The 26,012-nt window shown below is 36.4% G+C and carries 12 protein-coding genes; 8 read left to right on the forward strand and 4 right to left on the reverse strand.

Going from position 1 to position 26,012, the window contains the following annotated elements; genetic code table 11:
* Window positions 1–60 precede the first annotated feature (60 nt).
* Entirely contained in the window at window positions 61–2,862 is a 2,802-nt protein-coding gene (locus ACEN25_RS01585) for a glycosyl hydrolase 115 family protein (protein WP_441801339.1), read from the reverse strand.
* A gap of 23 nt (window positions 2,863–2,885) precedes the next feature.
* Window positions 2,886–5,036: an alpha-glucuronidase family glycosyl hydrolase gene (locus ACEN25_RS01590; RefSeq protein ID WP_441801340.1), complete on the reverse strand. Its 2,151-nt coding sequence runs from the start codon at window positions 5,034–5,036 to the stop codon at window positions 2,886–2,888.
* A gap of 247 nt (window positions 5,037–5,283) precedes the next feature.
* On the opposite strand from ACEN25_RS01590, the gene ACEN25_RS01595 reads away from it, so the two are divergent.
* The 5 genes from ACEN25_RS01595 to ACEN25_RS01615 all read left to right on the forward strand — a co-directional run bounded on the left by ACEN25_RS01595 (window position 5,284) and on the right by ACEN25_RS01615 (window position 16,241).
* Entirely contained in the window at window positions 5,284–7,221 is a 1,938-nt protein-coding gene (locus ACEN25_RS01595) for a sialate O-acetylesterase (RefSeq protein ID WP_441801341.1), read from the forward strand.
* Window positions 7,222–7,832: 611 nt separating this feature from the next.
* Complete coding sequence (locus ACEN25_RS01600; protein ID WP_441801342.1) at window positions 7,833–11,000, forward strand: SusC/RagA family TonB-linked outer membrane protein; 3,168 nt, start codon at window positions 7,833–7,835, stop codon at window positions 10,998–11,000.
* 10 nt (window positions 11,001–11,010) lie between these two features.
* Window positions 11,011–12,645, forward strand: a complete 1,635-nt coding sequence (locus tag ACEN25_RS01605) for a RagB/SusD family nutrient uptake outer membrane protein (protein WP_441801343.1) — start codon at window positions 11,011–11,013, stop codon at window positions 12,643–12,645.
* 31 nt (window positions 12,646–12,676) lie between these two features.
* Window positions 12,677–14,041, forward strand: a complete 1,365-nt coding sequence (locus ACEN25_RS01610) for a glycan-binding surface protein (protein WP_441801344.1) — start codon at window positions 12,677–12,679, stop codon at window positions 14,039–14,041.
* 16 nt (window positions 14,042–14,057) lie between these two features.
* Window positions 14,058–16,241 carry an endo-1,4-beta-xylanase gene (locus ACEN25_RS01615; RefSeq protein ID WP_441801345.1) on the forward strand — a complete coding sequence of 728 codons (2,184 nt, stop codon included), beginning with the start codon at window positions 14,058–14,060 and terminating at the stop codon, window positions 16,239–16,241.
* A 204-nt stretch (window positions 16,242–16,445) separates the two neighbouring features.
* Here ACEN25_RS01615 and ACEN25_RS01620 read toward each other — a convergent pair whose 3' ends face one another.
* Window positions 16,446–20,564, reverse strand: a complete 4,119-nt coding sequence (locus tag ACEN25_RS01620; RefSeq protein WP_441801346.1) for a hybrid sensor histidine kinase/response regulator transcription factor — start codon at window positions 20,562–20,564, stop codon at window positions 16,446–16,448.
* A gap of 601 nt (window positions 20,565–21,165) precedes the next feature.
* Between ACEN25_RS01620 and ACEN25_RS01625 the strand changes: the two genes are divergently transcribed.
* The 3 genes from ACEN25_RS01625 (at window position 21,166) to ACEN25_RS01635 (ending at window position 23,692) form a co-directional block, all read left to right on the forward strand.
* Window positions 21,166–23,052, forward strand: a complete 1,887-nt coding sequence (locus tag ACEN25_RS01625; protein ID WP_441801347.1) for a PAS domain S-box protein — start codon at window positions 21,166–21,168, stop codon at window positions 23,050–23,052.
* A gap of 11 nt (window positions 23,053–23,063) precedes the next feature.
* Window positions 23,064–23,447: a response regulator gene (locus ACEN25_RS01630; protein WP_441801348.1), complete on the forward strand. Its 384-nt coding sequence runs from the start codon at window positions 23,064–23,066 to the stop codon at window positions 23,445–23,447.
* 107 nt (window positions 23,448–23,554) lie between these two features.
* On the forward strand, window positions 23,555–23,692 hold the full coding sequence (locus ACEN25_RS01635) for a hypothetical protein (protein WP_159106006.1): 138 nt from the start codon (window positions 23,555–23,557) through the stop codon (window positions 23,690–23,692).
* A 57-nt stretch (window positions 23,693–23,749) separates the two neighbouring features.
* Here ACEN25_RS01635 and ACEN25_RS01640 read toward each other — a convergent pair whose 3' ends face one another.
* Complete coding sequence (locus ACEN25_RS01640) at window positions 23,750–25,891, reverse strand: catalase (RefSeq protein ID WP_441801349.1); 2,142 nt, start codon at window positions 25,889–25,891, stop codon at window positions 23,750–23,752.
* Window positions 25,892–26,012: the final 121 nt, after the last annotated feature.

Consider the following 26,012-nt stretch of genomic DNA (forward strand, 5'->3'; position numbering starts at 1 on the left):
CAGAATCAAAAAGAAAAAAAGAGAGGCATTAGCCTCTCTTTTTATTTTACTGCTTGATGTTTACTTCTCAATAACCAAACTTTCTGGAGGAACGAGATATGATTCTTGTTTATTTGAGGAAGCTTGTAAAACTATATGCTGAAGTACAATACCGGGATCTTTACCATAGACGTTGAGTGTATGTTTTCCCGCTTTTAAACGTAAGGAAGTTTTAATACGATTTCTATTAGTACGCAATGCTTCATCCCAATCCTGCAAACCATCTTTCTCTAAATTAAGTGTCTTAATCTCATCATTATCTAGTGAATAGCTAAATTCTAGACCTCCCTGATTAAGAAAGTCTAGGGTAGGAGATAACAAAAACTCAAGATTACCTTCAAAATCTTTTTTAACCGTAAAGTCATAGGTAATCACTGTATTTTTCGGGTTAATGTCTTTACTAAATTTATGTATAGGTCTTATTGCGCTGTTTAGGACTCCTAAATCGGGGATGAGTTCCCAACCTGTTTGAGTTGTAAAAGCCGTTGCCGGATTACTTACTATACCATTATATTCAAGATGTCCTGCAGTTTCTACAATAATTGGCTCATAAACTACGTGAAGTATGGTATTAGAATTACCTTGTGAGATAGTAAATTCTGCAGCTGTTTTAGCGTTTGGAATTTTATCCTTTTTTAATTTTAGCGTTAGCTGAAGATCTTTTGTTAATGCTCCTTTTTTGCTCGAAATACTAAGCCATTCCGGAAGATTTTTTACGTTATAAATAATCTGTTTTTTTCCGCGGTTAAATAAAGTAATGGTCTGCTGACTATGGTATTTGTCAAAGGCTAATATATTTAAGGTGTCTTTTTCAGGAAAAAAATCGGTGCTTCCTGCAGAAGAAACTCCCAGACTTCCGGCTTCGGGAATAATTATAGATGCAATTGATGGCATCGTGTTCTCTTCGGGTTGTTGCCAGTAGGTATATCCTATATGGGTTTGAGACATCATATGATTCCATTTAGAATCGTTGAGCTGGTGGTATTTTTCAGTAAGTTTTTTATCTTTTTCAAAATACTCCTCAACCTGCTTACCATAGTCAGCCGTTGATAATCTGCCTTGCTCTGCATAGCGTTTATTTTTCGCGGAAGCGATATACATACGGTTAAGATTTGCCAGTGCTTGAATGGGAAATAAAACCAATTGATAATAGGCAGCTTGATGAGTTTCGGGTAATTTTTGCTGAATAGCTAGAGCCAGATCCTCAAGATCTGCATACTCTTTTAAAATCGTGTCAGCTTCCTCAAAATTATCTAGACTATAGGTTTCTGAATCTAATAACTCGGGTTTACGTCTACTTGCCAATGTTGAATACGTTTGCAGCAGCTCAGCAATTTCAGCTGAGTAGGTGACACCAAATTGGCCGGTAGCCCATTTTTGAGGATAGGCTTTTAAATCACTAAGTGTAAACGCTTCAGGATTCCAGGCGTAGTCAAGGAAAAAGCTGGTAGGGTATTCCATAGGCTTAATATCGCCAACATTTACAAGCCATATTTTTTGAGCGTTGTAAGCATAAGCGAGTGACATTTGCTCATAAACCCGGCTTATTTGTGTTGTGTTTAGCCACTTATAACTGCGTGGACCGCCCACATAATCAAAATGATAATAAATACCGTAACCCCCTTTACGGTTACCCTCATCTAAAGGCGGCAGTTTTCTAATATTTCCCCAGTTGTCGTCTGCCAGAAGCAGCGTGATATCTTCAGGGACGCGCATTCCCTGATCGTAATAGTCCTGTACTTCTTTGTATAACGCCCAGAGCTGTGGCGTCTCTTCTGCCGGTTTTTGCGTCACTGAGGCAATAATTTTACGTTGCTCGTTTACTATGGTTTCTAACAGCGAAATGGCTGTTCCTTCGGTCATCGGTTCGTCGCCATCTCCCCGCATCCCAACAGTTACAATACTTTCCTGAGCACCCATACGCTCAATACCTGTTTTCCAGAATTCTTGCAGTTTTTTTGCATTGGTATTATAATTCCATTCACCACTCCCATATTTTTTCCATTCAGACTGTGCTCGCATTAAGGGTTCGTGATGAGAAGTTCCCATTACAATCCCGTATTTATCTGCCAAAATAGGGTTTTGAGGATCGTCATCATTAAAAGATTTACCCCACATTGCAGGCCACAGGTAGTTTCCTTTCAGTCTTAAAATAAGTTCAAATACGTGTGCGTAGAACTGGTGGTTAAATCCACCAAATTTTTCCTCAGCCCAACCAGATAGTGCGGGCGCTTCATCATTTATAAATATTCCCCGATACTGTACTTTAGGTCCTGGGTTGACGTACATTTTTTCGGTAACATACAATTCTGATGCCTTCGCTATGGGTACATCTGCCCACCAGTACCAAGGAGAAACGCCCATTGCTTCAGAAAGGGTATAAACTCCGTAAATCGTGCCGCGTTTATCGCTTCCGGCAATGATTAGGTTTCCATTTATTTGTTGAATTTTAAAAGCTTCCCAGGAATTTCTGATTGAGTTTACATCAAGATTTCCTTCTTCAATAAGATTATCTATAAACCTGTTTTTACCAATAGTACCTATAATTATAGATCCTATTTTTTCAACATTATAGCGTTTAGAACTGCTTTTAGCGGTTACCCGTTCGATATCCTTAATAAAGTTATCTGCGGCCAGCAGAACACCTTCAAAATCACTGGAGTCTACTATAACAGGCGCTGTATCTTTAGTAGATGCAAGGGTAAAACTTCCAGTTACAAATTCAGTTGAAATTAATTTTTGCTGCGCAAATAGCGTGCAGTTTAACAGAAGCAACACCAACGTAAAATTTAAGCGCTTTCGATACATTGTATTAGTATTCATAACTGATAATAAAATCTATTCTATTAATCCCATGAGGGGTTGATTCCGGGTGCATACCTATTTCTAAAATTTTTGTAATACCCAAGCGTATGGGGCGCTTTGGGAATAAATGCGGGCATTTCTAATTGCGAAAATTCCTGAAAATACAGCAAACACGCGTCACGCCACCATTGTGCTTCTTTAAGCTGAAGTTTTAAAAGCATTTCGGTTTCTGTAAAAACATCAGTTCCCACATAAGGTTTCATTTGCTGCCAGGTAGTACTCATATTTTCAACAGCTTCAACACCGTTTTGATAGTGCTGCGCAAGATTATACCATAGCGTATTGCCATTGTTCAGGGTATAATCCCAGGGTAAATGATGAAACCAAAGCAGGTAGTTCTCAGGTGTTGTTTTTGGGTCATTATAGCGTTCCTGCAGCTCTGGCGCATATTGTTCTAGCGCATTACTACCCGTTTTAGTGCGGTCAAACCCAATGCCGTTTTTATCTGCTTTGTGATAATACACCGAGTTCCAGTCTGCTCTTCCCAGATAATCTACCCACGGTCCGGGACCCTGGTGATGACCCGCTGCCATAATATGATGCAATCCTAATGGAGTTCTATAATCTACGGCAGCTTCGCGTGAATTTAGAAGCAACCGGGTCATGGGTTCTACAAACTTAGGGTTTGAAGTAAAGGTCATTTTAAGCCATTCTTTCGCAATATTTTCAGCTTTTAAAATGGGATTCCACGCGAGTCTGCCATAGCCATACCAATTGGCCTGTGCAAATGGGTGTCCCGTCCAATTATGGGCGGTTCCTATATTAGATACTCCTGCAATACCGGTAAGTTTTTTAGAACTTAATGACCCATCAATGACTTTAGCCACCGTACTACCTGCTCCCTGCCTAAACGTGTCTTCTTGCAGGGTTTCTTCAAATAATTTAGGCAAGAAGGTTAGATGTGAAATACCTCCCAGATATTCTTGAGTAATTTGAAATTCGATCATTAAAGACGAATTAGGCATAGCGCCAAAAAGCGGATGAAACGGCTCTCTGGGCTGAAAATCGATGGCACCATTTTTTACCTGAACCAGCACATTGTCTTTAAAAGTACCATCAAAAGGTACAAACTCGGTATAGGCTTGTTTTGCCCGGTCGTCTGGTTTTTCGTCTGAATATACAAATGCCCGCCACATTACAATACCGTTATGAGGTTCAAGGGCTTCAGCCAGCATATTTGCACCATCTACGTGCGAACGCCCATAATTATTAGGACCCGGTTGGCCTTCAGAATTAGCTTTTACCAGAAAGCCTCCAAAATCAGGTATCTGCGTGTAAATCTCCTTTACTTTTTGGTTCCACCAACTACGCACCTCTTTATTTAATGGGTCTGCTGTTTCCAGACCGCCTATTTCAATAGGAGCAGAAAAGCGTGCAGTAAGATATACCTGTATTCCATAAGGGCGAAAAGCATCTGCGAGTGCTTTTACTTTTTCCAAATAAAAGGGTTCTAGAATTTCGGCACTTGCGTTTACATTATTTAAAACCGTACCGTTAATTCCTATTGAAGCGTTAGCTCGTGCATAATCTATATATTCTTTTTTAATAACCTCTGGCAATAGGTGCCAATCCCAGATAGAAAAACCGGCATAACCGCGCTCTACGGTGCGATCTAAATTATCCCAATGATTTAAAAGTCTTTTTTGTAATTGCGGATTTTCAAGTACATCTATGTTTTGCAGGGAATTATTTTGCTGCATTTGGTTCAATAGGTAATAGGTGCCGTATAAAAGTCCCTTATCTGTTGTCGCAGTTATAAGAAGAAGCTTCTTTTTATTGACTTGAATAGGTTTAATATAAAAACCTTCTGAACCTATTTCCTGAGTGCTACTAAGTTGTTCTGATTCTGTTTTAGAAAGATCTGCTACTTTAGAGATAAGCAGTGTAGGCGAGGAGGTAGCAAAATTGGGGTTGATACTCAACATAGCTGGTACAGCTATATTTAATTCGTTTTTTATAACAGCTGAAGTGGGTGTAGTACTACGAAGTTCCACAGTATTAAGAATCGCGGTATATTCTTTTGACAGGGTTTCATTTTGAATTGGATGGTATTGTAACCATAAATTGTATGCATCTTGACTGTAAGAATGCATAGAAACGCAAAGCATTATTAAGAATAAAAGTTTTTTCATTGTATACTGTTCTGAATGTGAGTAAGTCGCTTTAAAATGAGCTGTAGGCTACCTTTAAACGAAATCGATTGCATGATTTTAAATTTAATAACACGAATTAAGAGGTGATCAATCAAATTTAATTAAATTTAACCACATATAGTAATAATGACCATATCATAATTTTAATTATTAGTGGTCTTTACGATATTAGAATAACACGTTCACATAAGCCAAAACATCATTTTTTTAAATAAAAGTAGAGACTATGAATACATATATATTTAGAAGCACAAACAGTATTTTAGTTTGTCTGTTCATGTTATTTTCAATATTTCGGGTTGAAGCTCAACTAAAACTACCTAAGCTCGTAAGTGACGGGATGGTCGTACAACGCAATACCGAAATCAATATTTGGGGTTATGCAGATGCCGGTGCGCCTGTAATGGTGTCTTTTTTAGGAAAGCAAAAAAAAGTGAAAACTAATGAAGCAGGAACCTGGCTTACATCATTTAAAACTCCTAATCAAGCAGAAGCATCCTCAATTACCATAACATCTGCCTCAGAAACGCTTACTGTAGACAACGTACTGGTAGGCGATGTCTATCTATGCTCAGGACAGTCAAATATGGAGTTGCCTATGTCGCGTGTAAAACCTCTTTATGAAGAGGAAATCGCCACAGCAAATTTTCCTGATATTCGTTATTTTGAAGTTCCGAAAATATATGATTTTTCAGGCCCTCAATTAGATTTACCGGGTGGTAAATGGGTTGCGGTAAACAGCGCAACTATTGAAGATATTTCTGCAGTTGCCTATTTTTTTTCTAAAGAAATTCATTTAGATCAAAATGTTCCTGTGGGGATCATTAACGCCAGTTTAGGGGGTTCTCCTATAGAATCCTGGTTAGATTATGATGCACTAAAATCATTTCCCGGAGCACAGGCTTCAGCTCAAAAATTTAAAAGTAATAGTTATAGAGATAGTATAGCAACTAGCGATACAAAACGGCAGCAAGACTGGTATTCAAAATTAAATAACGCTGATAACGGCTTAAAGAATAACTGGAAATCGGGAGAATTTGAGATTTCAAATTGGGATTCGATGCAAATACCCGGCTATTGGGCAGAAACTAATCTAGGCGCTCTTAATGGTGTTGTTTGGTTTACAAAGACAGTTAATCTTCCTAAAGAACTCATAGGAAAAGCAGCGCATCTAGAAATGGGAAGGATTGTAGATGCAGATTCAATCTTTATTAATGGGACATTTATAGGAAACACGACCTATCAATATCCACCAAGACGTTATGAGATTCCAAAAGGTATTTTAAAAGAAAAGAACCAGCTTGTAGTTCGGGTAATTAATGAACAGGGACGTGGGGGTTTTGTTGAAGATAAAGACTATGAAATTCGTTTTGAGGATACAGTGATAGACCTTAAAGGCACGTGGCAGTATAAACTGGGAGCTCTCCAAGAGCCGTTAGCTTCTCCTACTTTTATTAGGTGGAAACCTACCGGATTGTACAACGCCATGATAAACCCATTATTAAATTATAAAATAGCCGGTATGCTCTGGTATCAGGGTGAGTCTAATGTGAGCAATGCAGATGAATACGATGAGTTGATAAAAATTTTAGTTACTGACTGGCGTTCTAAATGGGGGCAAGGGGATACACCTTTCTTATTGGTGCAACTTGCTAATTTTCTTAAATCTTATGAAGAACCTACAGAAAGTGACTGGGCCAAGATGCGCGAATCGCAGGAAGCTGTGCTAGATTTAAAAAATACGGCTATGGCCGTTTTAATAGATGTGGGGGAGTGGAATGATATTCACCCATTAAATAAAAAGGATGTAGGTCATCGGCTTGCCTTAGGAGCTAAAAAACTGGTCTATCATAAAGATGTTGTGAGCAGCGGACCCCGATTTAAATCTTTAAAAATTGAAGATAATAAAGCAATCGTTCATTATGACTTATTTAATTCTTCAATTCAAATACAAGGAGCTAAACCCCAGGGATTTGCTGTAGCAGGAGCAGATGGTAAATTTTATTGGGCGGAAGCTCAGGTTGTAGGAAACACGATTGTATTAACAAGTGAGCAGGTTTCAAAACCAGTGTATGTGCGGTATGCGTGGGCAGATAATCCTGATACTGCAAATGTATTTAATACTCAAGGATTACCTGCATTGCCATTTAGAACTGATAAATAGCGATGAGTGCTTTTACCTAATACTTATAGACTCTAGTTAAAATATCTAGTAAAATATAAAAAATACCCCGAGACGTTATTCCGGGGTATTTTTTTTTGGAGTGCGTGTTATTCCAGATCAAATTAAATGCGTGTTATGAGCAATTTTTGTGTGCGATACAAATTGTAATCAAATTATATCCTTCTACGAAGAATGTAAAAAATACATTAATAATTTTGAAAACGTAAAAATTTCAAAATTATAGTCATTTTGACTACAAGTTGTCGTTTTAGCGCGAAATTTTCACCAAAAACTATGTGAAAATTGGTCAAAAAAGCGTGTTTTTCGCCTAAAAATGAAGCGATTTTTGTTAAAAAAATTGGCGTTAGCCCAGTGTATACAGGCAATGCTTCAAAATTACGGTTGGCTTGCTACAAATCTTTTACACAATTCTTGATTCTGCCGATATATTTGTTAGAAGTCATCAAAAAATAATCAACCTCTTATTTACTTCAATCGTTTTCGTTTGATTGAGCAAATTCTAAAAAATAATAGAATGCACATAAATTCAATCGATATAGTAAAGCAGTTGCTTAATCATCTTTAAACTCGTTATTAAACTATCTATGACAATGACAAAACATTTACTTAACAAACTCAAACCGAAGTTTAGTGTTGTGTATCTCACGCTACTGGTGAGTCTGATTTCGCTTGCGGGATTCGCTCAATCTACAATTACCGGTACAGTATCTGATAATACTGCACCTATACCCGGTGTTTCTGTTTTATTAAAAGGAACCCAAAACGGTGTCGTAACCGATTTTGACGGAAATTATTCAATTAGTAATGTTCCTGCAGATGGCGTACTGGTCTTTAGTTATGTAGGATTTCAGACAAAACAAGTACCTGTAAATAACCAGACAACTATAAATCTTACACTTGAGGTTGATGTATCATCTTTAGATGAAGTGGTGGTAATCGGTTATGGTAAAATGAAACGTTCTGATGTTACCGGAGCCGTAGTTTCAGTTTCTAGTGAAGCGATAGAAAAATCGATACCTACCACTCTAGATCAGGTTTTACAGGGTAGAGCTGCCGGTGTTCAAATTCAACAAAACAGTGGTGCTCCAGGCGCAAGTTCTTCTATACGTATTAGAGGGGTGAGCTCAATCACGGGTTCTAATGAACCTATTTTTGTTATAGACGGGGTGATCGTAGACAGCAATACAGGTCAGGGTGGTCAAAATGCATTTGCCTCTATTAACCCATCAGACATTGTTTCTGTAGATATTTTAAAGGATGCTTCGGCAACGGCTATTTACGGTTCGCGTGCAGCAAACGGAGTCATTCTTATCACTACTAAACGAGGAAAAAACGGTGCGGCTACAATCACGTATTCCAATTACATAGGTTATCAGGAAATTCCCAAACAATTAGAGTTATTAAACTTAAGGGAATATGCTATTCATAAAAATAACAGAGCAGATCTGGGTATCGTACAGCGGGATGCAGACTTTATAAGACCAGATTTGTTAGGTGAAGGTACAGACTGGCAGGATGCGATGTTTGACCGGGCGATGATGAAAAATCATAACCTTTCTGTCTCTGGCGGAAATGAGAAAAGTACTTATAATATGAGTATAGGTTACTTAGATCAGGAAGGTATTGCGCTGGGTTCTTCTTTTGAGCGTTTTACGATGCGTGGTGTTTTTGACTCTCAGGTAAAAGATTATGTGAAAATGGGAATCAATTTTGCGTTCAATACCATTAATCAAAATACAACCTTTTCAGATCAATCTTTAATTCTTACGGCCTTAAGACAAACACCTAATGTCGCTGTACGTAATGCAGATGGCGATTTTTCGGGTCCGGTAAATGAAGAGTTTCCGCAGAGTAACCCGGTAGGTTTAGCTTTTCTTCGTGATAATCGTGCCGAAAATACGGGTATACGAGCCAATACTTTTGCTGAGATCGAATTTGTTGAAGGACTTAGTTTAAGAACGGAATATTCTATTGATTACGGTTTTCAAAATGCCTACACATTTAACCCGTCGTATTTTTTTAGTGAAAGTGTTTCTAACACAAATAGAGAGGGAACGCGTACTAAAGGATATAATAAATATTACAACATACGTAACGTATTAACCTATGATCGCTCGTTTGGGGTGCATAGTATAAATGCAATTCTGGGGCAGGAATATCAGGAATCTTATTTTGAAAATTTATTCGGGTATCGATCTGGCTATTTAACAAATGGAGCTACAGATTTAAATGCAGGAGATGCTACTACAGCTCGTAATTCTAATGCCAGTTTTAAAAGTTCTCTTAATTCGTATTTCGCAAGAGCCTTTTATTCATTTGATGACAAATATCTTTTAACGGCAACCATACGTTATGATGGTTCTTCAAAATTTTCAAGAGAAAACAGATGGGGTTGGTTTCCTTCTGCAGCATTAGCCTGGAAGGTTTCAAACGAAGATTTTCTAAAAGAAAATGATTACATAAACAATCTTAAACTACGTCTGGGATATGGAGCGGTAGGGAATCAAAGTGTTCCTAACTATGCATACACATCTATTTATGCCGCTTCTCCTACACCTTTTGGCGCCGGTTTATTAGCAGCAAACACCGCAAATGCAGATTTGCAATGGGAAACTACCTATTCAAGTAATTTAGGTCTTGACCTTAATATGTTTAATAACCGCATAGAATTTATCGCAGACATTTATTATAAGAAAACTAAAGACCTTCTCTTACTGGCTCCCTATCCTGATTATGCAGGTACAAGCGGAGTAGGAGCAACTTCAGCACCTTATGTAAACATTGGGTCGCTTGAGAATAAAGGTCTGGAGCTTACTTTAAATACGGTAAATATTGACAACGGCAATTTTCAATGGAAGTCAAACCTCATATTTACATTAAACAGAAATAAAGTTTTAGGTCTGGCTACCGAAACCGGAATTTTAAATAGAACACTTCAGCAAGGCTCAGATATTACGATTGTAACGCGTACAGCTGTAGGAAAACCTATAGGGCAGTTCTACGGCTATAAAGTGATAGGTCGTTTTGAAGATGCTACAGATTTTTATTACCGAAATGAAGCCGGAGAAGTTGTTCCTACTGCATTACCCGAAGGCTTAACCATAAGTGAAAATGGCGTATGGATAGGAGATTACAAATTTGAAGATATCAATAACGATGGCGTAATTAATGAGCAGGATCGGGATTATATAGGAAACCCATTACCAGATTTTAGTTATGGTATAGGAAACTCGTTTAGCTATAAAGGTTTTGATCTTAACGTACAGCTATCTGGGCAATATGGGAACGAAATTGTTAATTATCAAAGACGTTTCTTAGAAAACCCAAGAGGTAATACAAACCTATTACATACTGCTTTAGGTTATGCAGAACTAGGCTTAATTAATCCTGATGGTCCTAATGATTACCGAAATGTGCAGATTGTAGGCGGCGACCGGTATATGCCTAGAATTGCTGCATCATCGGCGGCATCAACCTCAAACTTTAGATACAGTAACCGCTTTTTGGAAGACGGCTCTTACTTAAGAATTCAAAATATTTCTTTTGGATACAGTCTTCCTAGAGATTTTATAGAAAAATTCGGGTTACTCAATTTTAAAATATTTACAAACCTTCAGAATGTTTACACATTCACGAAATACTCTGGTTACGATCCTGAAGTGGGCTCCCTTAATCAGGATGCACTATTAACAGGTATTGATAATGGTCGTTATCCATCACCTCGTATTTATACACTGGGTCTAAATGTCAATTTTTAATAAAAATACTATGCGAACACATACCTTAATTTATACGTTTTTAATTACCGCTCTGGCACTTAGTATTTCTGGCTGTAGCGATGATCTGGAGATAGAACCTAATGATCAGATTGCAAAAGAAAATTTCTTTCAGTCTGAAGAAGATTTTAGAGCTGCTACTGCACCCTTATACAATCGCGTTTGGTTTTCATTTAATGATAAATTCTATTTTGGTTTGGGAGACGGGCGTTCTTATAATCTTTATGCGCCATTTTCAGATTATATCTATCCGTTTAGTGATTTAACTGAAACAGGACTAACCGGACCTTTAGTTGAAGCCTGGAGATCATTTTATATTGTAATTCAGCAGTCCAATAATACGATTGAAGCCATAGAAGGCAGTAGTGTTGAAGAAGAATTAAAAACGCAATATATCGCCGAAGCTCGCTTTATGAGGGGCGCTGCATACTGGTATATCGCCTCGTTGTGGGGTGATGCTATTATTGCTACCAGTCAGGCAGATATCATTAGCAATCCTATTGTGAATAAAAGCCCGCGTACCGATGTGTACGAGTTTGCAATACGCGATATGGAGTATGCTGCTAAGTTTTTACCAGAACAGGCCGGTCAAGCCGGAAGAGTAACAAAATACAGTGCCTTTGGGATGTTATCACGTTTATATCTGTCATATGCAGGTTTAAGCGACAATGCAAATAGTGGAAACAGAAATCAACAACTACTTGACCTGGCTAAACAGGCTGCGGCAAAAGTAATTGAAGAAGGACCGTATACCTTATTAGATGACTATGAAGATCTCTTTAAAGTCGAAAATAATAATAATTCGGAATCACTTTTTGCATTGCAATGGGTTCCTAACGGAGAGTATGGTGTAAATAATCCGCATCAGGCATTCTTTGCCTTAGGTTCTGAAATTACCGGTGATGATGCTGCTTATGGTTTTTTTACTCGAGCGTCTTATGATGTATTAGAAGAGTATGAAGCTAGAGATTTGCGTCGCAAAGCAACCTGGATGGCAGATGGAGATTTTTATCCCGAGTTGAGCAAAGCTAATGGTGGGTATCTTGTAGATCACGAGAATACGTATGTGAATGTAAAAAAGGGAGTTGTAGGTTCTACTAAAGATAATCCTAGTATTTCACGACAAAATTCTGCTTTAAATACCTATATGTTGCGCCTGGGTGAGGTGTATTTAAATTATGCAGAAGCTGCATTAGGCAACAGTGCTTCAACTACAGATGCAACCGCTTTAATGTATGTAAATGCATTACGTACCAGAGCGGGTCTCTCCTCAAAAACATCTTTAACATTTAATGATTTGTTTCACGAGCGTAGGGTTGAACTGTGTATGGAAGGGCAATTCTGGTATGATATCGTGCGTAGAGCCTATTACAAAGAGCAAGAAATGATCAACTATATAAGTGCTCAGGATCGTGATGTAGTTGTGCCATTTACATATGATGAAGAAAAGAACGAAGCAAATATAGATGATACGCGTGACCCGGAATCTCGTGCTATAGGTGTGGTTGATGAAGGCATTTTTTTATTACCATATCCTGAATCTGAAGTGGTTCAAAATCCGCTATTGAGAGAAGCTGCTGTTCCTTATGAATTTACTGAAGAACGCATTACAGACTTATTTGAATAACACCTAAGAAATAACTAAAACTAGTTTACAGATGAAAGACATATTATTAAAAAACCTGAACAGGAGCATAGCCCATTTTTTTGGGGCATTCTTGTTCATTTTAATTCTTGCAGGTTGTTCTAGCGATGACGATGCAACGGGAGGAGAGATAACCGTAAATGCGGTTTTTCTTCAGGATGTAAATTCTACAGTACCAGACCGTCAGGTAGAATTTGTAAGATTAGGACAATTATTACGCATAGAAGGTTCGGGGTTTACAGGCCTTAAACGCGTATTTATAAATGGTTATCAAACCGGTTTCAATCCGGTTTATGTATCAGATACCTCGATGCTTATTCGGGTTTCGGGTGATACCCCTACGGTAGAAGCAGCTGATGAGGTACGCAATACGATACGTTTTGTAAAAGACAGTTCAGAAAAGATTATTGAATTTGAAATTAGATCATCTGCACCTCAAATAACCCGTATTTCACACACTATGCCCAAGCCCGGTGAAGAAATCACGGTATATGGTTCTGGTTTGATTGAAGTTACCAAGGTAGTTTTTCCGGGAGACGTAGAGGTTACAAGCGGAATAACATTTGACGAAGTTGACGGTGAATTTTTTACGGTTACAATGCCCAATGGAGTAGCGACCTCAGGAGGTTCTATCTATATAGAATCTGCAAATGGCGCAGCCTATTCTCCGGCATATTTCAATTTTAAAGAAGGTGTGATTCTCAACTTTGATGGTATGGGAGGTATTGGTGAATTTGGAAACACCATTCGCACAACTCAATTAGAATCTGAAGTAATTGGAGAAGGTAATACGTCACAAGGTACTTATGTACCGCATCGTCCTGAAGGAACAGGAACGTTTCCGGCAGGTTCAAATCGTTTATCTGAGGTATTTACAACAGGTAGTGAAAGTTGGCGCACACAGTTCACACCCTTTTTCCCAACAACTACTCCGCTTGATTCTTTAGCATTTCAATTTGATATTTATGTTCCTAAGGCCTGGAACACCGGCGTATTACAAATTTTACTCATCAATAATTTTAATGGTGGTGAATGGAGTGGCGGAACCTATAACTATGTACCGTGGATTGTAGATGAGGAGCGTGAACCTTTTATGACTGAAGGCTGGACCACGGTTACCATACCGTTTACAGACTTTTACAATTTTGAAGCTGAAGATACAGAATTCACCTTCGCAGACCTGCTGGCATTCCGTGAAGCGGCTACATATAAAAATTTTGGAATGTTTTTTAATAACACAGATGTTTTATTGAGTAACGTAACCAGAAGTCCCAGTGATATAGAATTTGCTGCCACCCCTACAGATGTAGATATATACACAGACAATTGGAGAATTGTATCATTAGAAGTACCTACAGTTACAGATTTTCCTGAATAACATAAAAAATTGAGCGATGAAAAAATTTAAATTAATACCGGTATTCCTAATTTTTGTAGGATTGATGTCCTCTTGTGAGGATACTATAATGGACTGGGAAGAAGTACCGGAAGAGAATCAAGTCACCACAGCAGAATTACCACTTGAACTTGCTGAAAAAATAAGTCGCTACGAGCCGCTTAAAACCTATACAGATGTTGTTTTAGGTGTAGGTATCGTTATGGATTTATATGTCAATGACGCGGCTTATAGAGCTCTGGTAAATGAGAATTACGATGATGCAACGGTAGGTTATGCGATGAAACATGGCGCGATGGTTAACAATCAGGGGCAAATTAATTTTGGACCGGTAGATAATTTTATCGCATTGACTAATGAAGCCGGTCTTGATGTGTATGGGCATACGCTAGTATGGCATGCAAATCAAAATGCAAATTATCTTAATAGTCTTATAGCACCCACCATAATTCCCGGAACCAGTGGAGGTAATATTTTAGATCTATCAACTCTAAAAGATGGAAGTCTTAACGGCTGGGAAAAAAATGGGACTGTTACAGTTGCAGCAGACGAAGGTCTTGCAGCAGGATCACGAGCAGTAAAATTTGAAGCGGCAACTCCGGCTAATTATTACGATTTACAGTTTAGATCTCCATTAAATACCAGTATTGTAGCCGGGCATACGTATGAGATTTCTTTTTACGTGCGATCAGACAATAGCGGAAACGGTAAAGTTACCTTTAGAGGCTTAGACAATAATTACCCTTATAAAGATTGGTATGGTTCTGGCGCCTCAGATAATTTTGCAACAACCTCAGAATGGAAACAAGTAAAATTTACAGTAAGTGATTTTAAAACTGAAGGTGGCCAATTACAACCTTTTGGAATAGATTTTAATTTCGGTTATGGATCTAATATTAATTATTATGTAGATGTAAATACCTTGAGTCTTGTAGATCTTGATGCAGAAACCGAAGTGGTAAATTTAATCACAAACAGTGATTTTGAAAATGCCTCTTTAAACCCGTGGAGTGGTTATGGCAACGGATCGTCCCGTTCTGTATCTGCACAGGGAGCAGGGTATAGCAGTGATTATGCGATGGTGTTAACAAATCCTGTAGTTGCTAATTCATACTCGGCTCAGCAGGTTTTTGAATTTCCGACAGCTTTAGAGAGTGGGGTAGCGCATACCATCTCTTTCTACATAAAATCTGATGTAGCAGCATCTTTAGAAGTAGAATTGCAAAGTCCAGATTATTCTGCAGATTATTCGGGAGCTATTAATACGACTACAAACTGGACGCAGGTGGTGCGCACAATAACTCCGAGTACAACAGATCGTACCAAATTTATATTTGATTTTGGAGCTTCTGCAGCAACATTTTATATTGATGATATAGTACTTACTACAGGAGAGATTGCGGCAGGTTCAGAAACTATAATCATAGAAAAAACAGACGAAGAAAAAGCAGAGTTAATAGGTGCAGCTATGGAAGACTGGATGTCTCAAATGCTTACTCACTATAAAAGTGATGTTCACGCGTGGGATGTTGTAAATGAACCTATGAAAGAAGGAGGTAATTTGCGTGATGGTAATGTAACAGATCCTGCAAATGATGATTTTTATTGGGTAAAATATTTAGGAAAAGACTATGCTGTAACAGCATTTAAATTGGCAAGACAATATGGTAATCCTGATGATGTTCTGTTTATAAACGATTATAATTTAGAGTCTAGTTTAGCAAAATTAGATGGTCTTATTGAGTATACAAATTACATAGAAAGTCAGGGTGCTGAGGTTGATGGTATAGGTACACAAATGCATATTTCTTTGAATACAAGCAGAGATAATATTGTACAGATGTTTCAAAAGTTAGCGGCCAGTGGTAAACTGATTAAGGTTAGCGAACTAGACGTACGATTAGGCACCGCATCACCCACTATGCAGCAATTGCTAGACCAGTCTGCTATGTATCAATTTGTAGTAGATTCTTTCCGTGAGATTATACCCGCATCGCAACAATATGGGATCACCTTATGGAATTTATCTGACAAAGCAAATGAACATGAGTTCTGGCTACCCGAGGAATCTCCTAACGTATTTGACACTAACTTCGGTAGAAAACCGGCGTATAAGGGTGTGGCAGATGGCCTTGCAGGGAGAGATGTAAGTGAAGATTTTAGTGGCGAACTTGTAGATTAACTCATTTATCTGAATTTACAATTAGCAACGAAAATGAGGGCGAAAGCCCTCATTTTTTTGTTATATATACTACTAAACGGTAAATCGTTCAGCTGTATGCAATCGTGCTATGAGTTAGTTTTATGTAGTTAAATTAGCTTTAAGCGGGATTTTAAATCTTCACCCTGTGAGTTTATTTATTTATTTATTTATGTATAATATGTTTTAATCCTTTTTGATTTCAGTAGGAAGTATCCCAAAGTGTGCTTTGAAGCATTTTGAGAAATAGGAAGGAGACGAGAAGCCTACATTAAAACTGATTTCACTGATAGCAGTGTTGCTCTCTTCAATCAACTTCTTAGCACGTTCGAGACGCAAATTGCGTATAAATTCATTTGCAGTTAAACCGGTAAGTGCTTTTATTTTTCGGTAGAGCTGACTTCTACTTAGGCTAAATTCATCTGCTAGTTTTTCAACATTGAGTTCAGACTCATGAATGTTTTCCTGTATATAAGCGATTATTTTTAATATAAACTGTTGATCTAGAGAAACCGGATTTGTAGCTGGTTTTACCGGGGCTACATTGCCAATAAATTTTTTAAACAGTAATTCTCTGTTTTTAACCAATTGTTTGAGGTGCGATTGCAAGACCTCCATATTAAAGGGTTTGTTGAGGTAAGCATCTGCGCCAGAATCTAAACCTTCTATCCAGTCATCTGCCACTGCCTTTGCGGTGAGCATAAGCACCGGTATATGACTGGTTTTAAGATCGCTTTTTAGATGTGAACATAAGGTTACGCCGTTCATCTTTGGCATAATCACATCGGTTATTATAATATCTGGAGTGGTTTCAATAGCTATTTTTAAGCCTTCTTCACCATCTTCAGCCTCGAGAATAGTATAGTTTTCAGAAAGTTCGGAAACTAAATAGTTTCTGAGTTCGAGATTGTCTTCTACAATTAATAGAGTTTTTTTATTAGTATCACTTTCTACTTCAATAGCAGGAGCTGCTTGCTGAATCTGATTTGTAAGTTTGGCGTTACCCAAGGGAAATTCAATACGATCTGTAGAATCATAATGCTCTTCATGTATGGGAATTAAAATTCTGAATTTTGTACCTACACCTATTTCACTTTCTACATAAATTTCGCCTCTATGAAGATTTACAAAGCTGCTCACAACTTCAAGCCCGATGCCGGTTCCGCCAAAATATTGCTCGTTTAATTCTTTGATTTGATAAAAGCGATTAAAGATTTTCTCCAGTTCATCTGCAGCAATTCCTTTACCGGTGTCTTCTATACTTATTTCAAGAGCTTCTGCAGAAGTATTAGGTATTAGCTTAAAATTATATTGTTTTTTTAGACCTACGTGAACTGTTATAATACCATTATTAGAAGTACTCTTAAACGCGTTTGACAGAATATTGAAAATTATTTTTTCGAGTTTATTTTTATCTGCCCAAATAGATTTTAAGTCTTTTCTAATTTCTAGCGATAACACAATATTGCGTTGATTTGCCTCTTCTTGAAAATAATCGAGTATTTCGGTAACTAATGTTTTGATATTAAATGCTGAAACGTGTAGGGGAATTTTATTAAACTGAAGCTTTCTAAAATCCATCAACTCGTCAATAAGTCGTTTTAAACGTGTTGTATTCTTATGAATTATGCGGTGTTTATTTTTTAGTTTTTCGGGAACAGAAGCATCTTTTAAAATAGCGTCTAACGGACTTAATATAAGCGTTAGCGGAGTTCTAAACTCGTGAGATATATTTGTAAAAAATTGTATTTTTTTTGCGTTAAGAGCTTCTTCCTGCAGGTGATTTTCGCGTTCCTGCTCAAGTGCACGTTTAGATTTTAATCGCGCATCAATGAAGTGATAAATGATGTAAGTGATTGCAATTATTAAAAACAAATAAGATACAAATGCCAGATTACTGAACCACCAGGGGCGTAGTACCGTAATTTTAAGTTTAACAGTATCATCACTCCAAATACCGTCACTATTTGCTGCTTTTACATTAAAAGTATAATCTCCTGACGGAAGATTTGTATAGGTAGCGCTTCTCGTATTTTGAACGTAATTCCAGTTATCTTCAAAACCTTCTAAGTAATATGCAAACTGAATATTTTCGGGTCTTGTAAAGTCTATGGCCGCATAGTCTATTGTAAAAACAGATTGCTCGTGATTAAGGGTAATCTTTTTTGTTTGAGAGATTACCTTATCTAAAACCGATTTTTTTGTACCTGGTTTTACCGAAACATTAAAAAGTTTTAAATCGCTTAAGTAAACCGAAGGCGTGTTTTTATTGACAGGTAATTCTTTTGGATTAAAATAATTAACACCCTCAAACGAACCAAAGTAAATTTGACCATTTTTATCTTTATAAGCTGCACTATTAAAATCATTAGCTAACAAACCATCTGTAGTCGAGTAACTTTTAAGAATGTTTTTATCTTTATCTATACGGGTTAAACCGTTGTTACCGGCAACCCATAAATAGCCAGATTCATCTTCGATAATTGCAGAAACCGTTATCTTATTAAAACCCTTTTCCGGTTCTAACCAGGAAAAGGTATTACTTTTCATCTCATATTTACTCAAACCCGCTACATCTGTACCTATCCAGATATTTTTAGAAGAGTCTTCATAGATTTCAATGATTAAGCTTTTAGGGTTTTTGGCGCTATCGTCCTGATAAAACTGTGTGGTAAGATTTTCTAAGCTGAAGTGACTATCTGTAGTTTTAAATTTATATAGACCTGCATTGCCGCCAATCCATAAGTAATCCTCACTGTCAACATAAACCTTACGAATGTCGCTATAATTCAGATTATTTTTCTTAAATATTTTCTGGTTGTAATTCGAAAACTCTTTCGTATTGGGATTAAAAGAATGAATTCCGTGCGAAAATGTACCTATCCAAATGGTGCCGTTAGAATCTTCAGAAAAGCTTGAAACTCTATTGGAACTTAGTTTACCGGCAGTATTAGAAACTGTGTAATTGATGAATTTATTAGAATCTTTTTCTAAAACATAAATACCATAATCCCAGGTTCCTACCCATAGAGTTCCTTTACTATCCTTAAACAAAGTTTGTACATCTGGAGAGTTAAGGCCGGTAGCTATGTCATTTTCGGTATTTAGTAAATGCGTAAACCTATTGTTTTTTGCATCGTAAACATCTATACCACCACCATCTATACCTAGCCACAATCTGTCTAACTCATCTTTTTGAATACCGGTAACAGAGCTTGACTGTAAAGAATTTGGGTAATTGGGTTTACTTTCTAGATATTTAAATTTATCGTAAAAACGGTCAAATATTCCCACACCGTTGTTGTAATAACCTATCCAGATGCGTTGTTGGTTATCAAGAAACAAGGACCAGATTGAATTTGATTTAATACCAGTATCATTAAACTTTGTATTGTAATAATGGTTAAGTAATTCACCATTAGTATTGAGTTCAAATAGTCCATCATTTTCGGTTCCACATAAAATGGTATTGCGTGGCGTACTCAACAAGGATAAAACGCGTTTTGATGTAATGGGAAACTCTTTAATTGCAAATCTTCCGTTTTGATTTTTATCAATTTTTATTAAGCCTTGATTATTTGTACCTAGCCAGATATTTCCTTTATGGTCTATCTGCATCGTCTTGATAGAATTTTTTACTGTTATCTTTCCTTTTACAGTATTAAAAGAAAATGGTTTTATAAGTTGACTGGCGGTGTCCAACTCAAAAATCCCCAGATTAGTACCTAATAAATAGCGATTGTCAAAATAAGCAAGACTGTTTATGAGTAAATTATTTATTTGTTTTAAACCTGCAGTTTTGAATGCTTTACTTGTGTAATTTTCAGGATTTATTTCAAAAAGGCCGTGTTGATGCGTACCTACCAGAATAGACCCGTTTTTATGTTCTAAAATCGCTTGCACCGAAATAGTAGAATTATCGGTTGCTTCAACCAGAGCTATGCGTTTAAAATTATCCTGATTTCTATTATATATATTAAGACCGGTTTCTGTAGCTACCCAAACGTTGTTTTTACGATCTACATAGGTGGCGTGTATAAGCGAATTACTTAGACTTGTAGAATCTTGTGAGCTAAATTGATAGGGGGTATAGTCAATACCGTTGTATTTATTTAATCCCAAGCCATTAGTTCCTAACCAGATAAACCCTTGTTGGTCCTGAGTAATTGTAGAAACAGCCCGTTGTGTGATGTTATTTTGAAGCTGGGTAAAATTATAGGGCGGATAGCTTTTATTTTGCGAGAAACAAATTGCGGTAGCACCAAAAAAAAGAGCAAAATAGTAGAGGAGTAGTTTATTTTTCAATTTGAGAATATCTGTTTTAATATAAAATAAAGCTTAATTCGTATCAATCTTTGATTAAACGTCAAACGAATTTTAAACCTCTATTTTATGTTTTTAATTTAAAAAATCAAGATTGAATGTTAGTTCAATAAAATCATTAAAAACATCTAAATACGCCACTTTAAAATAAAAGAAAGTACCACTTAAATGTTTAAAAATGAAACTTAACTTATCTTAAAACATCAAATTTTTTAAATGATTATAGTCAAATATACTATTTGATCGTGAATGTATTTTTTTAATAAATAACAGGAAGTAATCAGAATAATTATTAATTTTAAAATGAACCACTTAAACCTCCCCCATTTGAATACTTGAGTATTTTAAATACAAGGTATTCATTATAGTAATTTAGCGTTTATATATAGTCTATCATCGTTAAATTATAAGATTTACTATTTATAGTGATTATTAGTTCCAATTAATTTTTTGAAATGCGATTTGAATCAATCTGTATATAGTTTTACACCAGTCAATTAATTTTCTGTTCGGAAGAAATAATTACAGTGTCGAGCTATTATATATAAGTTGATGTTGTAGCTGGTTTAATGAAATTCTATTTATGTTAAGTTTAAAAAATATCGAGCAAGAACGCCTTAAATCTGTAAGATCTTACCGATTAATACATGATTCAGCAAAGCAAGATTTTAATAAACTAGCGCGAATTGCGGCTATACTTTGTGATGTCCCGGTGATTCTTATAAGCCTTATGGAAGAATGCGAACAGCTTTTTCTATCTCATTATGGTATTGATCTGGATGCAGTACCCCGAGAAGAGACATTTTGCGAAGTCTTATTACAAGATAATTCAGAACCTTTAATTGTAACAGATGCTTTATTAGATGACCGTTTTGTTAATAATAAATATGTAACAGGTTATCCTCATATTCGGTTTTATGCTGGTTTTCCTCTAATTAATGATGAGAATCATGTCTTAGGTACTCTTTGTGTCGTTGATCACAAACCGCGTAATTTATCTAATGAACAGGTTGAAGGTTTACACTGCCTCGTTAATCAAATTTTACAAATTTTTGAACTACAGAAAAAAAGTAACGACCTTAAAATAAGCAGAAAACTTTTTAAAGAAAAGTCAGAACGTTTTGAAAATATTATAGAAGCATCTAACATAGGCACCTGGGAATGGAATTTAGAAACTGGGCATGTATACTATAATGAAAAAACTGCTGCAATCCTTGGTTATAGTCTTGATGAGCTACAACCGGCAACTAAAGACACTTTTTTAAGTAGAATGCACGAAAATGATCGGATTAATTGCGAAAAACAATTATCAGATTACTTTGATGGAACTCTTAATTATTTCACGTGTGAATATCGTATTAGACATAAAAACGGTAATTGGGTTTGGATCTTAGATAGAGGTAAAGCTGTAGCGTGGGACGAGAAGGGGCAACCTCTTTTAATGTTTGGTACGCATACTGACATTACCTTACGTAAAGTTGCATCTATGCGACTTGTAAATTCTAATAAAAGGCTTAAAATAGCTCAGAAAATTGCCAAATTGGGCTATTATGAAATAAATACACGTAAAAACACGGCTTTTTTGTCAGATCAAATCTATGAGATTTGGGAAGTAGACAACCCCGATGAAAAATTTGACATAGATGATTTAACTGCTAGGATTCATCCGGAAGATGTAATCATGTTTAAAAATAAAATTTTTAAAGAAGTAATAGATGTTAATACGACATTCGAGTTTAGAATTGTAATTAATAAGCACAAAATTAAGTGGATACGAGGTAGTAAAATGCTGAGTACTAATGATACTAATCGCATAGAAGGTACTTTTCAAGATATAACCTCTTATAAAAAACTAGAAGTTTCTCTAGTTGAATCTGAAAGGAGATATAGTAATTTATTTCAGATGATGCCCATTCCTTCCTGGGTTTATGATCTCAATACCTTAAAAATAATCGAGGTCAATAAAGCAGCACTTAAAGATTATGGCTATAGCAGAGAAGAGTTTTTGAATTTAACTTTAAAAGATTTACGTCCTGTTGAAGAGATTAATAAATTGATGGAAGTTATAGCGCATACAAAGAATAATGTGAAATCTTATAAAATAGGAGGCTATTTACACAAACGAAAAAACGGCAGCATATTTAATGTAGAAGTACATAGCAATAGATTGTACAGAGATAATGCACTGTACCGCGTGGTAATGGCGGTAAATATTTCTGAAACTCAAAAGTATATCGAAGAGATTGAGAATCAAAATTCAACCTTACAGGAAATTGCAAGAATACAATCACACGTTGTACGGGCTCCTTTAGCTAAAATAATGGGAATTGTCGAGCTTGTTAATGCAAATGTGAATTTAACAGCAGAAGAAAACCGAATATTTTTAAATGAAATATTAAACTCTGCAACAGAGTTTGATCAGATTGTTAGATCAATAGCAGATAATATTGCTCAATTAAAAAATAATTAAAAGACCTCTTCATGAAGTTTGAGATTTTTGCAATTGATGATGATAAAACCATTTGTTTACTTCACAAATATGTTATAAATCTGGTTTATGAGCAGGAACCTGCTATTTATCTCGATGCCAGAAACGCTTTAGAATTTTTTGCTAAACAAACATCAGATTTCAAGGCGCTAATTTTTCTTGATATCAATATGCCGGTAATGAGTGGTTGGGCTTTTTTAAAAGAACTAGAGAAGTTTGATTATAAGGAGCGATTTTCCGTGGTAATAGTTACATCTTCAGTAGATATTTTTGATAAAAAGAGGGCAAATAAATTTGCCTGTGTCAAAGGTTACATCGAAAAACCATTAACTAAGGCTAAATTAACTTCGCTAAAAGCCAACACAGATTTTATATAAAATTCAGTAGAAATTATAGGAAAGAATTAAGAAGATTGTAGTGCTAATCATTTAACTTTTAGGGAGTTTAAATTTTTAACCTTACTAAAAATCCTAAAATTACCATTATGAGCAAAGATGACAAGGAAACTAAGAATGATAAAAAAGAGAAAAAAAGTAATATTGATAAAGGCCCTTTAAAGGATAAGCATGTCAATCAATATGGAAATCAAGATGATAATAAAGATAAGAAACGCGGTGCTTAAAATTATAAGCGAAAAAAAAAAGCTGCCATTTGGCAGCCTTTTTTTATTATGTATATACTATACCGGTATGCTGGCGGCAACCTCCATACGATCCCAGTTTCTATGTTGTGCAATGGCTTTTATAAAATCTTCAGGTTTAGCATTTACAAAAACAGCTTTATCATTTTTATATTCTTTAATGTAACTGTTTTTAATAAGCTCTTCACCTTCATTACAAACTGCAATGGCTTTACAATGTTTAAAAGCTTCACTAATAAACTTACCGTATTTTCCAGTTTTTAAAATCGTTTCTAAAGACTTTTTACCACCCGGCACAAATACAGCATCAAAAAGTACACTTTCTGTAGTCATTATAGCCGCAGCAACATCGTGTTCCATTTGTTCATCGCATTTAATTTTTCCACCGTGTGGTGCAACAATTTTAACCATAGCACCACCTTTTTCTAAAGCATCTTTATAGGGTTTAAAATCTTTCATAGAAAAACCATCTGCCGCTAAAACAGCAATCTGTCTGGTAGCGATACTGTCAAATTTTGTATTTGCCTGGCTTAGGGCCTTATCTTCTTTTAAATATTCTTTTTTTGCTTTAGGCTGAAAGTTTTCAACTTCTGCATCTGCACCAATAGCCTGATTGATAGGTTGCTCAATTTTCTTAGGAATTTCTAACCCTAATCCATCAGCTACTTTTTTCGCTAAATCAGAATCTATTTGATTAATTAACCACAGCATACGTTCTTTTATATACTGGTGTTCACATTTACCCAATTCAAAAGTATAGGCATCAGCAACGTGTTCTTTTTCCCAGGTAGCTAAACTTCTGTAAAATAAAGCCGGTTGAGAAAAATGATCACTAAAACTTTCACTACGCGAGCGTATTTTACGAGCATCTATACGCTCTTCATACGAGGTAAAACCGCCATCTGCCATTTTCGCAAGATGCGGGCAACCCATCGTTAATGAATTTGGAAAATATGCGGTTTGACCTTTTGGTATTTCTGTTTGCATATGCCCGTCACGCTGGTTGTTGTGAGAAGGTACAATAGGTCTGTTAATAGGAATTTGATGAAAATTAGGACTTCCTAAGCGAGAAAGTTGGGTATCTCTGTACGAGAATAAGCGACCTTGCAAAAGCGGATCGTTAGTAAAATCTATTCCCGGAACAATGTGACCCGGCAGGAATGCAACCTGCTCTGTTTCTGCAAAGAAGTTATCAGGGTTTTTATTGAGTGTCATCTTACCAATGATCTCAACAGGAACCATATCTTCAGGAATTAACTTGGTAGGATCTAACAAGTCAAAATCATATTTATGTTCATCTTCTTCAGGAACAACCTGTATACCAAATTCCCACTCCGGGAAATGACCTGCTTCAATAGCATCCCATAAATCTCTTCGGTGAAAATCTGCATCTGCACCATTAATTTTAACCGCCTCATCCCAGGTTACCGAATGTACTCCCAAAACCGGTTTCCAATGGAATTTTACGAAATGCGATTTACCTTCTTTATTTATAAATCTGAACGTATGTATTCCAAAACCTTCCATCATACGTAAACTACGTGGTATAGCGCGGTCGCTCATCACCCAGATATGGTTGTGAAGAGTTTCTGTTGCGTGCGATACAAAATCATAAAACGTGTCGTGAGCAGAAGCCGCCTGTGGTATTTCTTTATTAGGTTCTGGTTTTACAGAATGTATTAAATCTGGAAATTTCATCGCATCCTGTATAAAAAATATAGGCATATTATTACCTACAAGATCCCAGGTTCCTTCTTCGTTGTAAAATTTAACGGCAAAACCCCGTACGTCACGTGCAAGGTCAGGAGAACCTTTTGAACCTGCAACGGTAGAAAAACGAACAAATACTGGTGTCTTTCTTTTTGTATCTGTAAAGAGTCCCGCTTTTGTATAATTTTCGATACTCTTATACAATTCGAAGTAACCGTGAGCAGCGCTACCTCGTGCGTGAACTATACGCTCTGGAATGCGCTCGTGATCAAAACTGGTTATTTTCTCACGTAACAGAAAATCTTCAAGCAATGTAGCTCCGCGTTCGCCTGCTTTTAATGAATTATTAGTGTCATTTACTTTTAAACCCTGGTTGGTTGTTAGGGTTGTACCCTTCATTTCTTTGGTATGCTCAGCAAGTTGATCGATTTTTTTAGAAGTACCTTGTTCTTCTTTTGGTTGTTTGGCCATAATGAAAATATTAGGTTAGTTTAGAAACCTAAAGTTACTAGGTTAGTCCAGTAATTATTCAAAGGAAAGGTTAAAGTATATCTTAAGATAAATTAAAATAATCTTAAATTATATTTAAAGG

The organism is Leeuwenhoekiella sp. W20_SRS_FM14 (assembly GCF_052119605.1).
Lineage (GTDB): Bacteria > Bacteroidota > Bacteroidia > Flavobacteriales > Flavobacteriaceae > Leeuwenhoekiella.